Source organism: Massiliimicrobium timonense (genome assembly GCF_002160865.1).
Lineage (GTDB): Bacteria > Bacillota_I > Bacilli_A > Erysipelotrichales > Coprobacillaceae > Allocoprobacillus.
Genome location: NZ_NFLJ01000032.1, coordinates 21,894 through 37,687, shown reverse-complemented (window position 1 = coordinate 37,687; position 15,794 = coordinate 21,894). Strand labels below are relative to the sequence as shown.

The 15,794-nt window shown below is 32.9% G+C and carries 14 protein-coding genes; all 14 read left to right on the top strand.

Translation table 11 applies throughout. The features are described from left to right. Nucleotides 1-135: 135 nt before the first annotated feature. The 14 genes from B5E75_RS10695 (at nt 136) to B5E75_RS10630 (ending at nt 15,793) form a co-directional block, all read left to right on the top strand. On the top strand, nt 136-354 hold the full coding sequence (locus B5E75_RS10695) for a zinc ribbon domain-containing protein (RefSeq protein WP_087359074.1): 219 nt from the start codon (nt 136-138) through the stop codon (nt 352-354). A gap of 22 nt (nt 355-376) precedes the next feature. Then, nucleotides 377-784, top strand: coding sequence for a DUF3788 domain-containing protein (locus tag B5E75_RS10690; RefSeq protein ID WP_087359072.1), 408 nt, complete (start codon nt 377-379; stop codon nt 782-784). 108 nt (nt 785-892) lie between these two features. After that, a complete protein-coding gene (locus B5E75_RS10685; protein ID WP_035400590.1) occupies nt 893-1,102 on the top strand; it encodes a hypothetical protein in 210 nt (69 codons plus the stop codon). Nucleotides 1,103-1,220: 118 nt separating this feature from the next. Beyond that, nucleotides 1,221-9,497, top strand: a complete 8,277-nt coding sequence (locus B5E75_RS15140) for a DEAD/DEAH box helicase family protein (protein WP_241146661.1) — start codon at nt 1,221-1,223, stop codon at nt 9,495-9,497. A gap of 117 nt (nt 9,498-9,614) precedes the next feature. Further along, entirely contained in the window at nt 9,615-9,821 is a 207-nt protein-coding gene (locus tag B5E75_RS10670; RefSeq protein ID WP_087359066.1) for a hypothetical protein, read from the top strand. A gap of 184 nt (nt 9,822-10,005) precedes the next feature. After that, nucleotides 10,006-10,317 (top strand): hypothetical protein, encoded by a 312-nt coding sequence (locus B5E75_RS14620; RefSeq protein ID WP_162607684.1) that lies wholly within the window; start codon nt 10,006-10,008, stop codon nt 10,315-10,317. Beyond that, on the top strand, nt 10,295-11,236 hold the full coding sequence (locus B5E75_RS10665) for a DUF3991 and TOPRIM domain-containing protein (protein WP_162607683.1): 942 nt from the start codon (nt 10,295-10,297) through the stop codon (nt 11,234-11,236). The genes B5E75_RS14620 and B5E75_RS10665 overlap by 23 nt, the downstream gene beginning before the upstream one ends. A 100-nt stretch (nt 11,237-11,336) precedes the next feature. Next, nucleotides 11,337-11,792 carry a hypothetical protein gene (locus tag B5E75_RS10660; RefSeq protein WP_087359062.1) on the top strand — a complete coding sequence of 152 codons (456 nt, stop codon included), beginning with the start codon at nt 11,337-11,339 and terminating at the stop codon, nt 11,790-11,792. Nucleotides 11,793-11,947: 155 nt separating this feature from the next. Then, a complete protein-coding gene (locus tag B5E75_RS10655; protein WP_087305508.1) occupies nt 11,948-12,145 on the top strand; it encodes a DpnD/PcfM family protein in 198 nt (65 codons plus the stop codon). A 54-nt stretch (nt 12,146-12,199) separates the two neighbouring features. Continuing rightward, complete coding sequence (locus B5E75_RS10650) at nt 12,200-12,403, top strand: hypothetical protein (RefSeq protein WP_087305510.1); 204 nt, start codon at nt 12,200-12,202, stop codon at nt 12,401-12,403. A 108-nt stretch (nt 12,404-12,511) separates the two neighbouring features. Next, on the top strand, nt 12,512-12,865 hold the full coding sequence (locus B5E75_RS10645; RefSeq protein ID WP_087305513.1) for a plasmid mobilization protein: 354 nt from the start codon (nt 12,512-12,514) through the stop codon (nt 12,863-12,865). Further along, nucleotides 12,852-14,204 (top strand): relaxase/mobilization nuclease domain-containing protein, encoded by a 1,353-nt coding sequence (locus B5E75_RS10640; protein WP_162607682.1) that lies wholly within the window; start codon nt 12,852-12,854, stop codon nt 14,202-14,204. Before B5E75_RS10645 ends, B5E75_RS10640 begins: the two co-directional genes overlap by 14 nt. A gap of 52 nt (nt 14,205-14,256) precedes the next feature. After that, complete coding sequence (locus B5E75_RS10635) at nt 14,257-14,829, top strand: DUF3800 domain-containing protein (protein WP_087304913.1); 573 nt, start codon at nt 14,257-14,259, stop codon at nt 14,827-14,829. Between the two features lie 238 nt (nt 14,830-15,067). After that, complete coding sequence (locus tag B5E75_RS10630; RefSeq protein ID WP_087359058.1) at nt 15,068-15,793, top strand: PcfB family protein; 726 nt, start codon at nt 15,068-15,070, stop codon at nt 15,791-15,793. Nucleotide 15,794: the final 1 nt, after the last annotated feature.

Here is a 15,794-nt window from a genome sequence, read left to right as displayed (position 1 = left end):
CAATCACGTAGACCAAATAATCGAATAGATAAAGTACGCCATATGTTTAATAAAAAAGAAAATTAAGTTACTATTCACTAAAATTACAATTTAGTGATTTGTTTAATAAATAGTAATTTGTATAGGAGGATAGTTATGAGAAAATGTTTAAGATGTGATACTGAAATGGTAGAAGATTTAGATGTTAAAGTTGAAGGGGGAGCATACGGAATTAAGATTACACAACAGGGAATTTTTAAAGATAATTTGGGCAAGTTTAAATGTGCTGTTTGTCCAGAGTGTGGTTATACTGAAATTTACATTCAAGATATTTCTAAAGTTAGAAAATTAATATTAAAGAATAAAGATAAATAGTAATTTGAAAGTGAGATATAAAATGGAAAATATAAAGAGAGAAGAACTAGAAAAATTAGTTGAAATTGATAAAGTTAATACTTTTTATAATATTGTGAATGAAATAACAAAACTTTATGATATGGAACAAGTATGGAATAATGGTGGAAAAAAATGGACTTATGAATATAAATTTAGAAAAAGTGGAAAAACTTTATGTGCTTTTTATTTTAAAGATAATACATTGGGATTTATGATTATCTTTGGTAAAGATGAGAGAAGTAAATTGGAAGAAATAAGAAATGAACTTTCATCTGATGTACTAGAAACCTATGATAATGCACAAACATATCACGATGGAAAATGGGTTATGTTTGATATAACTGATAACTCAATATTAGAGGATTTAAAAAAATTACTTTTAATTAAAAGAAAACCTAATAGAAAGTAATATACATTATGTGAATAATAGTAAGTTGTATGGAGGATTTATTTATATAAAGAAAAACAAATAAATTTAGTAATTGTTAAATAGTAATTTGTAGAGGTGTATGCTATTATGAAAAAAATAAAGTTTATAATTTTAGAAATCTTATTTTTAGTTGTGATGTTATTATGTGCAACAACAACAATGAAAATTTTAGATATACTATTTAAATTAAGTTATGAAAATACTTGGCTTGTAGGATTTAAAGTAGGATTTGTTGCTTGGTTAATTTTATCATTTGTCTTGTTCATTGCTAAAATAAAAAAGAAAAGTTCAAAGTAATACAAATTACAATTTATGAAATTAAATTGCAAATTATATTAAAAATATAATTTAATAATATAAGAGATTCCAATTTTTAGGAATCTCTTTTTATATACAAACGAGAGGAGGTTCAACATTGAAAACAAAATATGAATATATACATGAGCTTCTACTTGAACAAGCTGAGAACCTTTCCAAATCCCCTTATAATTGGATGGCATTCTTAAAAACATCAGCTTATATGTTTAAATACGATTTTGCTGATCAACTTTTAATTTATGCTCAAAAGCCAGATGCGAAAGCATGTGCATCTTTTGAAACATGGAATGAAAAACATAGTCGATGGATACGCAAAGGCTCTAAAGGTATTGCTCTTTTAAATGATGATAACACCTTAAGATATGTATTTGATATCAAGGATACCCGCAGTCCCAGCTTTAAGCCTCTCCATCTATGGAGAGTAGAAATAAAAGACGAATTAGAATATATCCATATGCTTGAAAATAAGTATGGGAATATGAATTTTTCTATAGAACTAGGACATGCAATCATTGAAATGTCATCTATCATTGCTGAAGAAAATATGCAGGATTATCTTCCTCCCCTACTCAAATTTCGAAAAGATAGCGAACTTGAGCATATGGAAGAACATGAAATCATGACTGAATTTAAGTCATTATTAGCAAACTCCATAGCATTCGAGATCATTCATAGAAGTGGATTGAATGTTAATGATTACTTTACTGCTGAAGATTTCTATGCTATAAAAGATTTCAATTCCATTGACATGATCATGCAGCTTGGAACAGCAAGTCGTGACATATGTGAAATAGGCATGAATGATATTTCTGCAAAAGCAAAAGAAATTATGATTCGTACATTTGAACAGTCCAAACAAATGATACAAAATAGAGGTGTAAACAACGAAAGGAGCGATATACATGAAAGAATTGACGTACAATCAAGTGGGAGATTATCTAATGCCAAATCTGAAAGCAGAAGAACCAATCTTCAACAGCCGATACGCAAGGATGAGATACAATTACCTCAAAACAAACTATCCGGCACATCTTCTCGCATTGAAAGCGAAGAACAAACTGAACAAACATTTAAAAACAATCAATCAGGAAGCAGTACAAAAAATGGAAATTTTGATGGAGGAATTGCTGAAGAAACAGCCAGCTCCAGACAAGGAAACTCATCAGATGGAATGGGTACAACATATGGACAATCTAAAAGAACAAGCCGAGGAAATAATCTTAGCAGAGATAATCTACAATTAGATTTAGGATTAGGTGGTGAAGAAATAAAAAATGCTTTACCACCTTTTGATTTGCAGGATTTACCTACGTTATTACGTGAAGATGTTTCACTTCAACATTCTCGTGAAGAAATTCAACAGTTCTTTATGGAACATACGGACGATAAGGAACGTGCCGATTATCTTGCAGAATGTTATGATGATACTCTAGTGGAAACATTCCGACGTCCAGAAAAAAATGACTACTCTTATATTGGTTACAAGAAAGATGGTAACGGGCTTAATGTATGGGCTGGTAGCTGGCAAAACAAAAAATCCAAATCTCATTTATCTTTCTTTCAGCTTCAATTGGAAGTCGCAAAATTAATTGAGAACGACGAATATCTATATTCTAGACAGAAAGGCATGACTCCTATTCAACTGACCTATGAAAAAGGATTAATGAATAGAAATGTAGACTATTATCTGTTTTCATATAAAAATGAGTTCAGAAAAAACTCTACCGAAATTATTGAATTTCTAAACAATGAACAAGATCGACAAAAGCGTATACAGTTCATAAAGGACTTTTATCCTGACCAGATTGTAGAAATGGAAGTGGATGGTGTCATTCTTGGATTCAAGAAAGAGAATGAGCATCTGCATATCTACATGGGACCGTATGATGATCAGAAAGCATCTAGTGATTACAGTTGGTCCCTTGTAGAAAGCGAAATAGACGGCATGATTCTATCACGCTATTTTGATCCTAGTGTTCAAATTCCAACTATTGAAGAACAGCAAACAGCTATATATGAAAATGAGGAACAGCTCAAAAACGGTATTTATTTTTCTCAAGAGGAAATAGACCGTGCTCTTGTTCGTGGCAGTGGTTTTGAAAATGGGAAATACAGAATCTATCAGCTAATGCTCAAAAAACATTCAGTCAATGAAAATGCCCTGTTTTTAAAAGAAGAATATGGAATTGGTGGTTTTGCTCCAGTAGTAGGACTGATTGATATAAATTACGACAGCAGAGGAATCAAATTTTCTAGAAGCCGACAGATAGGCAAAGAAGAAATAAAGATAACCCTTAACTGGAAAAAGATTGCTAAAAGAATCAGTGAGCTTGTTGCTACAAATCGTTATCTCAATGAGGAAGAAATGGAAGGATACCCTGCATTTCTTCAGAAGCAGATGGAACAGCAGCTTGAGTATGAACATAAAATGTCAAATAATGAACCAGCTGGTATGGTTGTGGAAAACAGTACAGATGAAAATATCAAAAAAGACTATCGTTGGAAAATTGGTGATAAGCTCTACAAAGGTGCTGACAAATATACAATCATTGAAGATGGAAATCAGATTGCTATCCAAAGTGATGAATTTCCTTTATTTATTGATTACCTATCAAGAGAAGAATTCAAATCTCTTTTAAAGGAAAACCCACTTAATGATAAATTACTAGTTGCAATCGAAGAAGATAATCATAAAACTAGCGAACAACAGCTTCTTGATGAATATATTCCTGTATTTATTGATAGGATTCAACGAAGTGAATACTACCCTCGATTAAGAAATCGTGATACAGATGTACATGAGGCAGAGTTGCTGATTCGAGAAACTATGATTGACATCATGACATCTATAAACATGACAGATGAAGCTATCTATAATCTTTATACAACCAATGATGTTTTCAGAGAAAAGGTTATAGATCATCTTATTGATAAGGTCTATAATGATATTTCGACATTACCTGTTCAGGAAACATCAGAACTTTATAATGCACTATACGAACTTGTACCAAACATTTTAGATGTTCAGTCCTACATGATGACATTTTATTCGAAAAACAGTGAAGAACATCCTCTTACTATTTTCTATAATAGTGATGAGAAAATCATTGAAATGTATCACTGGTATGAACTTAATGGTATCGAGATAACTGAACCGCATATGAAGTTTTTCTATGATTCCACTGATAAGGCAATTAGCCCTATCTATTACAGCAATCCTCTACTCAATGTTGAATTTAATACTGATAATGATTCAAATGAATTCATACAAAACGATATGCTTCAGTATGCCTTAACATGGTTACAAAATATTAAGGATAAAGATTATTATCTGGAATCTGAACAAATTTACATGAATGATGAAAAAATCGGTACGTATCATGTGGATTATAATGATAATGGAGAAATCATCTATTCAAGTATGCCTTACGACAAACTTATAGATTATGCAGATGTACATAATCTTACCAATTCTATCAAAAATTCTCATAAATTTGATAACAATAACATTATTCAAGAGCTTAACAATCAAGCTGAACAGAACAAATCTCAAGAAGAGCCAGTTAACTATCACATCGATAATGAACATCTTGGATCAGGTACACCAAAAGAAAGATATAGGAACAACATTGCAGCCATCAGGCTGCTTTTTTCTTTGGAAAAGGAAAATCGTCTGGCAAATAAAGATGAACAGGAAATCCTTGCTAAATATGTTGGCTGGGGTGGACTTTCTGATGTATTCGATTCTACAAAATCGAACTGGGCAAATGAATATACAGAATTGAAATCACTACTTAATGATGAAGAATATACACAAGCAAGAGAGTCTACTTTAACAGCTTTCTATACTCCACCTATCGTGATTGATTCCATCTATTCTACTTTGAACAATCTTGGATTCAAGTATGGAAATATACTGGAGCCAGCCTGCGGGACTGGTAACTTCTTGGGAAGACTGCCTCAACAAATGCAGAATTCGAAATTGTATGGAATCGAACTGGATTCAATCACAGGACGAATTGCTAAACAACTGTATCAGAAAGCCAATATCACGATAGATGGATACGAAAATACAAATCTTCCGGACAGTTTCTTCGATGTTGCCATCAGTAACGTTCCATTTGGACAGTTCAAGGTATCTGATAAAAGATATAATAAACTTAATTTCAATATCCATGATTACTATTTTGCAAAGACACTGGATAAAGTAAGAACTGGTGGTATCATTGCCTTCGTAACATCGAAATACACGATGGACAAAGCTAATTCTTCTGTCAGAAAATATATATCCGAACATGCTGAACTGCTTGGAGCAATCAGACTTCCTAATACAGCTTTCAAAGAAAGTGCAAACACCAAAGCGGTCAGTGATATCCTGTTTTTGAAGAAACGTGAAAGACCGATGGTGGTTGATGAACCATGGCTATATACACAAGAGGATGCAAATGGTTTTGTCTATAATGCCTATTTCCAGAACCATCCGGACATGGTACTGGGAAACTTTGAAATGTCAAAGTCAATGTATGGACGTGATGAATTGACCGTTGTTCCTTTTGATGATATTCCATTGAAGGATTCACTTGAAAAAGCTATTTCAAATATCCAAGGTAAGATGGATCAGATCATCTTCGACGATAACGTCATTGAAGATTCCAATGAAGAAATAGTGACGATACCTGCAGATCCAACAGTAAAAAACTTCAGCTACACGCTCATTGATGGTGATATCTATTTCAGAGAAAACAGCATTATGACGAAAATGGAACTGACTGAAACTGCAAGAAATCGTATTACCGACATGATAGAAATTCGTGACTGTGTACGTAATCTTATCAACTATCAGAAAGAAGATTTTGAAGAGCTAGTCATTGAAAACGAACAGAAAAGACTAAATATCCTTTATGATGCATTCACAGAAAAATATGGACTCATCAATTCCCGTGGAAATAGTTTAGCTTTCCGTGATGACAGTTCCTACTATCTTTTGTGTTCGCTGGAAAACTTAAATGAAGATGGTACGCTTAAGTCAAAAGCCGATATGTTTTCTAAACGTACAATCCGTAAACATGTTCCTGTTGAAAGTGTTGAAACTTCCAATGAAGCACTTATGATTTCACTAGCCGAAAAAGCAAAGATAGATTTTGATTACATGAATCAGCTGACAGGATTTGATAAAGAGAAAATGGTAGAAGATTTAAAGGGTGTCATCTATCAATTTCCTGACATTGATGATAACAATGAAGTCTATGTCACTGCTGATGAATATTTGAGTGGCAATATTCGCCAAAAATTGAAAGTAGCAGAGATGGCAGTTTCCATCAATCCTATCTATCAAGAAAATATTGATGCATTAAAACAGGCTATGCCTGATGAACTGTCCGCTTCAGAGATTGAAGTAAGGCTTGGAGCAACGTGGATACCTGAAAATATCTATGAAGATTTCATGCATGAACTTCTATCGACCTCCACTTTTGTTCAATCAAGAATCAATATTACCTATTCAAAAGCTACTGGAAACTGGAATATATCGAACAAGAACTGGGATAGAGGCAATGCCAAAGCCGAAAAAACGTATGGGACACATCGAGCGAATGCGTATCGTCTGTTGGAAGACTGCCTTAATTTAAAGACAACAAAAATCTACGATTACGAATATGATGATGAAGGCAAGAAAGTCGCTATTCTTAATAAAAAAGAAACGATGATTGCCCAACAAAAGCAAGAAGCTATCAAGGAAGCATTCACCAACTGGATATGGAAAGATTACGATCGTAGAGAACATCTTGTAAAAAGATATAATGAACTATTCAATTCCATTCGTCCTCGTGAGTACAACGGAGATCATCTGGAATTTCCAAACATGAACAATGAAATCAGTTTAAGGAAGCATCAAAAAGATGCGATTGCTCACATTCTATATGGTGGGAATACACTTCTTGCTCACGTAGTTGGAGCAGGGAAATCTTTTGAAATGATTGCTGCGTGTATGGAATTAAAACGTCTTGGATTATCTCAAAAAGCAATGTTCGTTGTACCAAACCATCTGATTGAACAATGGGGTTCTGAATTTCTAAGACTCTATCCAAGTGCAAATATTCTTGTAACAACAAAAAGGGATTTTGAAAAAAGCAAACGAAAGACGTTCTGTTCACGTATTGCTACTGGTGAATGGGATGCAGTTATCATTGGACATTCACAGTTTGAAAAAATTCCTATCTCTGTAGAAAGACAACGTAAACTCATTGAAGATCAAATCGAAAGCATAACAAACGGCATTCAGGACCTTAAGGCAAATGGTGGTGAAAGATTCTCAGTCAAACAATTGGAAAGAACTAAAAAAGGGTTAAAGAAAAGGCTCGAAAAGCTAAACAATGATGAAAGAAAAGATGATGTTATCTACTTCGAGGAACTTGGCATTTATAGATTATTTGTTGACGAAAGCCATAACTATAAGAATCTTTTCCTTTATACCAAGATGAGAAATGTTGCAGGTCTAACCCAAACAGAGGCACAAAAATCTTCGGATATGTTCATGAAATGCCAATATCTAGATGAAATCACAGGTGGCAAAGGCGTTGTCTTTGCGACGGGTACTCCTATATCCAACTCCATGACGGAAATGTACACAATACAGCGTTATCTTCAATACAACACATTAAAAGAACACGGATTGGAACATTTTGATTCATGGGCTTCAACATTCGGCGAAACAGTAACAGCTATTGAGTTGGCACCCGAAGGAACTGGTTACAGAATGAAGACAAGATTTGCAAAATTTTTCAACCTGCCAGAACTGATTAACATGTTCAAAGAAGTAGCAGATATCAAGACAGCAGATATGCTTAATCTCCCTACTCCAACTGCTCATTATCACAATATTGCAGTCAAGCCAAGTGAAGAACAGAAAGAAATCGTTGCAGAATTTGCAAAAAGAGCTGAAGCCATACGTAATGAAAATATCGATCCAACGGTGGACAATATGCTAAAGATTACCAATGATGGAAGAAAACTTGCACTCGATCAAAGACTCATTGATCCAACTCTAGGAGACAACCCTCATAGCAAGGTCAATACGTGTATTGATAATGTCATTCGCATCTATGAAGATACCAAAGATAAAAAATCTACTCAGCTTATTTTTTGTGACATGTCTACTCCACAGAAAACCTCTAAAGCATTTCTTGAAAAGCTAGAACAAAATGTAAATATTCCATACACAAATGTTTATGATGACATCTACAAAAAACTTATTGAACATGGCATTCCACCCAATGAGATTGCATATATTCATGATGCTGCAACAGATACAAAAAAGAAAGAACTCTTCTCAAAAGTAAGACAAGGAAGTGTTCGTATATTGCTTGGATCTACTGCTAAAATGGGTGCTGGTACGAATGTCCAAGATTTACTGATAGCTTCTCATGACCTCGATTGTCCTTGGAGACCAAGCGATCTGGAGCAAAGATCAGGAAGAATTATCCGTCAGGGGAATACAAACAGTGATGTAGAAATCTATAGATATGTAACGGAACAGACATTTGATAGTTATTTATACCAGCTTATAGAAAGTAAGCAAAAGTTTATTTCACAGATACAGACATCAAAGAGTCCTGTCCGCTCAGCAGAAGATATAGATGAAGTTACGTTAAGCTATGCTGAAATCAAAGCCCTCGCAAGTGGAAATCCAAAGATAAAGGAAAAGATGGATCTCGACATACAAGTCAATAGATTGAAACTAGCAAAAGCTAATTATCTAAGCGAAAAATATGATTTGGAAGATAAAATTATTAAGTATTACCCAATGAAAATTGCCTCCATCAAGGAAAAAATCAATGACTATCAAAAAGATCTGGACAGCACTTCACCTGTTGAGGAATTTAGTGGAATGACATTACAGAATCATTTTTACTTGGAAAAGGAAACTGCAGGAAAAGCATTGCTGATCTTATGTGAGAAAGATAAATCATCGAATCAAAAACTGATTGGTGAATATCGTGGCTTTGAATTACACCTCTCTTATGACCAGTTCCATTCCTATCATCAATTGACATTAAAGAAAAACGGAACATACATGATAGATCTAGGAAATGATGTTTACGGAAATATTACAAGAATTGATAATCAGATCAATTCAATTTCAAAAAAATTAGAGACTGAAAAAAGCCTTCTAATAACTATAGAACAACAATTTCATAATGCAAAGGAAGAAGTTGTTCGACCATTTGACAAGGAACAGGAACTGCAGGATAAGTCATCTCGTTTAGCTATACTGAACAAAGAGCTGGATATAGGAAATCAAAATAATAAAGAAACAATCCCTTTAGAGGAATCATCAGTAATCATTCAAGATAAGACTATCAATCATGAAAGATAAATTTTCAAATTGATATAAGATATAAATATAGTATAAAATGATATAATATCATCAATATAGAATTTATTGTAAAATAAGATTATAATTAAAAAGGAAATTGAAAGGAGTTGGACGTAGATGAATACAACAAGAAATGAATTTCTTAGATTGGATTTTATTCAAGCGTTGATTAAATTTTCTAATGGTAAGATTTCAGAAAAAGAAGCAAACAGCATTGCTAATAGAAAGCTACGTTTAACTGATTTTTCTGATGGCAGTCCTTTAGCTCATAAAGGTCCTAGATGGTTAGCAAAACATATTGTTAGAACAATGACATTTGAATAAACAATAAAGAATTCCCTACAGAAGTAACGTCAATAATTTCGTTACTTCTTTTTATTTCAATGACATCAGTAACGTTTTCCTTTTTAGAATATGAATTTATTATTTCATTAGATCAAATATCAATATTATCTTAACAGCAACGAAAAATCTTTTGTTGTTGTTTTTTATATAGGAGAAATCAAACATGAATACAAAACTTATAAAAAAGATACCAGTCGAACATGTTATACAGATCAAGACAATTGATTTACTGTCATATTTAAAGCAATACGAACCAAATTCAATTATCAAAAATAAGAGCCATTATGATTCAATTACGCATAATGGTCTTACAATTTATAAGAATAGATGGGCATGGAAATCACATCATCTTAATGGCAAAACAGCCATCCAGTATCTTGTTTTCGTTGAAGAAATGGAATATATCGATGCTCTGTATATTCTCTATCAATGTTATAGCAAGGAGCTTAACAATGGCAAAAAGATTCATCAGTAAAAAAGATCTCGCAAGAATCAAGGAGCTTGACCTTCTAACCTATCTCAAAAATTATGAACCGCAGGAACTTGTTAAAAAGAGCAGAAATGATTATGTGACTCGCACTCATGGTTCACTTCATATAAGCAATGGTCTATGGTGCTGGTGGGCACAGAACATTGGAGGACGAACTGCACTTCAATATCTCATTAAAGTAGAAGGTATGGAATTTTTAGATGCTGCATTATATCTAAAGGATCTGATTGATAAACAACCTCCAACAAAAGTTATTCAATCAAATAAATCTAGTTATCATTTTCGCCTCCCCTATCGCTACGAAAATGACAACAAGATTATCAGCTATCTTGTCAATGAACGAAAGCTCGATAAGAGCATAGTAGATTATTGCATCAAGAAAAAACTCATCTATGAATCAGCACATGATCATGCTGTTGTATTTGTTGGATATGATGAAAGCCATATGCCTAAATTTGCAAGCACACGCTCAATAGATTCTGATATGAAAAAAAACATTCCAGGAAGTAATAAAGCATACAGTTTCTGCATTAAAAATGAGCATAATCATCAGCTGCATGTCTTTGAATCTGCTATAGATTTGCTATCATATATGACGATTCTAAAAGGAAATAAAAAAGATTATCTTAACAATAATTACCTTTCCATAGATGGAGCAACTCTCATCGGGAAAAATATCCATGATACTGAAATACCTGTAGCCCTTAATCATTTTTTAAAGAACAATGAAATCAATTCCATATTTCTTCATATGGATAATGATAAAGCTGGAAAGGATACTGTCAAAAAAATTCAATATCATTTAAAAAATCAGTATAAAATCATTGACTGCTCACCACAAAAATATAAAGATGTTAATCAAGAATTGCAGACTAGAGTATTTCATACTGACATGCAAAGATAAGTCAATTGCAGAAGATTTTTCTAAAAATATGCAAATTTTAATTTTGTACAATTCCTTTTCAAATAAAAATATTGCATAATAATGATGAGGTGATTTACTGATGGATAATATAAAAATATTGACCATTATACTAAAGGAACAGAAAGATGATGTTATTGATTATTACTATCTTGCCAATGAATCTGATACAAAACTAGCTGGAATTGTTTCATTGAAGATGACCATTTTTGAAAAACTTCCAGCAAAGATTGATGACTATACTCTCTTTGCGATAGATGCATATCTTAATGATGAGATTTCAATAGTCCGTCCATGTCATGAACCAATGAAAGTTCCCGACTGTCCAGATATTTGTGGAATAGTAGCTTCTGGGACAATTATACATTACTATATTAAAAACAATGAAATGCCTAAATTCATCTGTTCATTAAGTGATGATGCTGTAGATTTAATAATGCAATCTGATGAATGCATTCAACCACTTATTGATAACGGTATTATAAGCAAAGAAGAAGTTGATGAATATCGTCAAAAACAATTAAAGAAATGTTCATAAATTGTATCATCTTTTCTATTCATCTTTTTATGAAATCAAAAATATCATTCAATGATCCATATAACTTTCAATCATTTAAAAATCAATCTGTCTATTTTTTAGCCATTCGTCCATGAGACAATGGCTATTTCATTATGTTAAAGGAGTGAATATCTATGAAAAAATATCTTGTTGAAATTACTGAAACTTTGCAAAAACAGATTACTGTTTCGGCTAATTCCCGTGAAGAAGCTGAACAAAAAGTCAAGGAAAGATATAAAAATGAAGACATCATTTTAAACGAAAATGACTATGTTGATACAGATTTTCATGTCATAAAAGAAACAAGAATAATGAATCATGATGAGAGATAAATGCACTTTTATCTCTCTTTTTTGTTATGAACACTGAAAGGAAGTGAATAAAAAATGGATTCAAGAGTACAAAAATCAATTAATAAACTGGAAGCATTAAAGCAAAAAAAGCTAAGTGAAAAAGAAAAAATTGAACATGAACTATCCTCAATAAACACAGATTTGAAAAGATTATATACATTCAAGAATGAACAGGATAAGCTTCAGACTGCAATCAATGATTTTTATCAACCTAAGAATACAATTAATAACAACTGACACTCCAAGAGTGTCCTGTATACTAGCAAGCACTGAATTCGGTTGCCCACCTCATTCGCTTGTTAGGGTTTCACCCTAAGACCCCTACTACTGAAAGGAGAATTGCCAATGGCAGAAAACAGAAAAAGACCTCATCGAGTGATCATTCATCTTAATGACAAGGAATTGAATTCACTCAACGAAAAAGTACAGCAGACAGGTTATAAAAGAGAAGGATATATCCGTCTGCTCATTGCCGGTTATGAACCGCCATCAAAACCAAAGAAAGATTTTTATGATATGATAAAACAACTGCGAATGATTGGAAACAATCTTAATCAGCTCTGCATCATAGCCAACAAAACTGGAAATATAGATTACCATAAAATGAGATATGCTCTAGATGATCTTCATAAAAATATTGTACAAATCAGAACTGATGTTCTTCTCCCTAGAAAGGCTGTTGATGATGGCAACAACTAAAATATGGCCAGTAAAAAATCATCTTAAACGTGTGCTTGACTATACCAGCAATCCAGAAAAGACTGACACTCTTGATGACATTGACTTTCAGTTCAATGGACTTTCTCAAAGTATCCATTATACAACTCAGGATATGAAAACAGAAAAGCAATTATATGTTACTGGAATCAACACTCATCTTTCCACTGCCTTTGAGGATATGGTCCTAACAAAAAAAACATACAGCAAAGAAGATGGCACTCTTGCCTTTCATGGCTATCAGTCATTCAAGCCCGGTGAAGTTGATGCTGAAACTGCACATCAGATTGGTATTGAACTTGCCAATATTTTATGGGGCGATCGCTTTGAAGTCCTCGTATCAACACATATTGATAAACATCATTACCATAATCATTTCGTAATCAACTCTGTATCTTTTAAAGATGGCAAACGTTATTACGATAATAAAGCTACCTATAAAAGAATGAGAGAGGTATCCGATGCACTTTGTGAAAAGTATCAGCTTTCAGTCATTGAAGATAAAAGTAGTCACTCTCGTCATTATGCAGAATGGAAAGCAGAAAAAGAAAACCGACCAACAAAACGAAGTCTAGTTGTTGAGGATGTTGAATATGCAATTTCTAAATCAACCACTAAAAAACAATTCCTAAAGGCATTAAAGGATATGGGATACTCCATTCGTGAAGGAAAATATATTTCACTCAAGCCACAAGGTGGTGAAAGAGCCTTTCGCTTGCATAAACTAACAAAAGACGGACGCTATGATATGAGCATTATTGAACAACGTTTATATGAACGTCGCTATGCACAGTTTGAATCACCTGCCCATATATCACCAAAGAAATACTACTATAAAGGTGATTTAAACAAAGCAAGAAAACTGACTGGCTTCAAAGCATTATATGTACATTACATGTTTATCCTTGGGGTGATTCCTCATCAAAGACCTGCTCCAAAAGTACATTACTATCTTAAACAAGATTTATTGAAACTGGATCAGATTACTGAGGAGGTTACATTTCTTGCAAAGAAGAATATCAACACTATAGAAGAATTAGAATCCTGCCTTGAGAAAACAAATACACAAAAGCGTTCGCTTGAGAATGAACGTAAATGTGTGTATGGAAAAATTAAACGCTGTCGCAATGCAGAATCAAAAACATTACTTCAACAAGACGTTGAAACCATGACAGAACAAATCAAATCACTACGAAAGGAGGTGGTGCTTTATGAGAGGATAAAAGATCGTTCACTAAAAATGAAAAGTATTATTAAATCGGTGAACGACAATCAAAAAGATACAAAAATCAACAAAGAATATAGAAATGTTAACAGATAACTGATAGAATATGAAAAGACTATTTACAGAAATAGAAAAAGGAGAATATACAATGATATTATTTGTTGATGAAACAGAGTGCAAAGATTACTTTATAGTTGCTGGGTTGTTGACTGAATCAAAGTCAAAAACTGATGATGCTTTTAAAAGGTTTAAAAAGAAGGTAAAAAATTTCCCAATCCCTCCCAAGAAAAAGGAAAAACTGTTTACAGAATTTAAATCAGTTCTGTTGGATAAGGAATATCAGAAAATAAAAGTTTGTATGCTCGAACATATCGATTCTTTAAACTACTCTGTAATTTATAGCGTATATAAAAAAGATGGCAATAAATTTAATCAAGATATTAAAGAACGAATCTATTTACAACTTCTAAATAATATCGTTTTAAATATCGATGAACAAATAGATATTATTTTCGACACATTTAATAAAAAAGACTTTGAAGAAAAAATCATAAATTCTATCAAACTTAATCATAATGTTTTGTCAATTATCCAACAGGATTCTCGTTTAGAATTTGGATTGCAGTTTATAGATAATATATGTAGTGTTATTCGTCTTCATATAGATAGAAAAGAAAGTACACTGTATTATTTATTATCCAATTACTATGAAGTCAACTAATATATAGAATAATATTGACATTATTCAATATTCATGGTATATTCTTCTTAGAAAGAGAGTATACTCTTATAGGTATGGTTTTCTGACCGCTCGAGGTTGGATGTGCAGATTGATGCGGAGCCATACCTTTTTCTATACAATTTAATCAATTCTATTTCTAAAGCGATGATTCATTTCATCGCTTTTTTGCATTTCTAAATATTTCCAATCAATTCAAAATTAAAGGAGTGTGAAAACAATGGCAACAGGTGGAGAAACTGCCGATCAAATGACACGAATGACTTTACAGGGCATTGAAGTTGCTGCTAATGTGGCACTCAAAGCTGGTGGTATGGCATCTAAATCTTTGGCGGCAACGCTTTATGCTATTTTGACAGACAGAAAAAAAATCAAAGGAAAGGCTAGACTTAATTCCATGTTAAAGTCTGACAAAGAATTAAAAGTCTTTGCCATAAGACATAAGGATTTAAAAACTTTCTGTGAAGAAGCCAAACGTTATGGAGTTCTATATTCTGTGCTCAAAGAAAAAAACAACACTGATGGTATCTGTGACATCATGGTTCGTGCTGAAGATGCTGCGAAGATAAGCAGAATTGTTGACAAGTATGAATTAGCAACCATCGATACCAACGCTATTCGAAATTCAATCCTCAATGAAAGACAAAACCCACTGAAAGATGTTCCTATTCTCAATGACAAAGAACATGATGATCTTGTTCACAAGCTAATGGCTTCAACAAAAAACAAGGAACAGAAAAACAGAAAGGAAAACAGTGATATAAACCCGAAGAAAGCTTGGACAGAGAAAACAAAAGACAATCCGTTCGAGCATATCTCAATGCAAGAAAATACTGAACGTCCTTCTGTTCGAGCTAAACTCAATGAATACAAGATGTCGCATAAAAAATCAGGACGTTCAAAACAAAGAAACAAATCAAAAAATAAAAAAACAAAGGAGAGATAAA

What these genes read in the sequence shown, in the direction of transcription:
- B5E75_RS10665 (WP_162607683.1), top strand. Translation starts at nt 10,295, where the DNA reads ATGGCAAAAAGATTCATCAGTAAAAAAGATCTCGCAAGAATCAAGGAG.
- B5E75_RS10685 (WP_035400590.1), top strand. Translation starts at nt 893, where the DNA reads ATGAAAAAAATAAAGTTTATAATTTTAGAAATCTTATTTTTAGTTGTG.
- B5E75_RS10635 (WP_087304913.1), top strand. Translation starts at nt 14,257, where the DNA reads ATGATATTATTTGTTGATGAAACAGAGTGCAAAGATTACTTTATAGTT.
- B5E75_RS10630 (WP_087359058.1), top strand. Translation starts at nt 15,068, where the DNA reads ATGGCAACAGGTGGAGAAACTGCCGATCAAATGACACGAATGACTTTA.
- B5E75_RS10650 (WP_087305510.1), top strand. Translation starts at nt 12,200, where the DNA reads ATGGATTCAAGAGTACAAAAATCAATTAATAAACTGGAAGCATTAAAG.
- B5E75_RS10640 (WP_162607682.1), top strand. Translation starts at nt 12,852, where the DNA reads ATGGCAACAACTAAAATATGGCCAGTAAAAAATCATCTTAAACGTGTG.
- B5E75_RS14620 (WP_162607684.1), top strand. Translation starts at nt 10,006, where the DNA reads ATGAATACAAAACTTATAAAAAAGATACCAGTCGAACATGTTATACAG.
- B5E75_RS10655 (WP_087305508.1), top strand. Translation starts at nt 11,948, where the DNA reads ATGAAAAAATATCTTGTTGAAATTACTGAAACTTTGCAAAAACAGATT.
- B5E75_RS10660 (WP_087359062.1), top strand. Translation starts at nt 11,337, where the DNA reads ATGGATAATATAAAAATATTGACCATTATACTAAAGGAACAGAAAGAT.
- B5E75_RS10690 (WP_087359072.1), top strand. Translation starts at nt 377, where the DNA reads ATGGAAAATATAAAGAGAGAAGAACTAGAAAAATTAGTTGAAATTGAT.
- B5E75_RS10695 (WP_087359074.1), top strand. Translation starts at nt 136, where the DNA reads ATGAGAAAATGTTTAAGATGTGATACTGAAATGGTAGAAGATTTAGAT.
- B5E75_RS10670 (WP_087359066.1), top strand. Translation starts at nt 9,615, where the DNA reads ATGAATACAACAAGAAATGAATTTCTTAGATTGGATTTTATTCAAGCG.
- B5E75_RS10645 (WP_087305513.1), top strand. Translation starts at nt 12,512, where the DNA reads ATGGCAGAAAACAGAAAAAGACCTCATCGAGTGATCATTCATCTTAAT.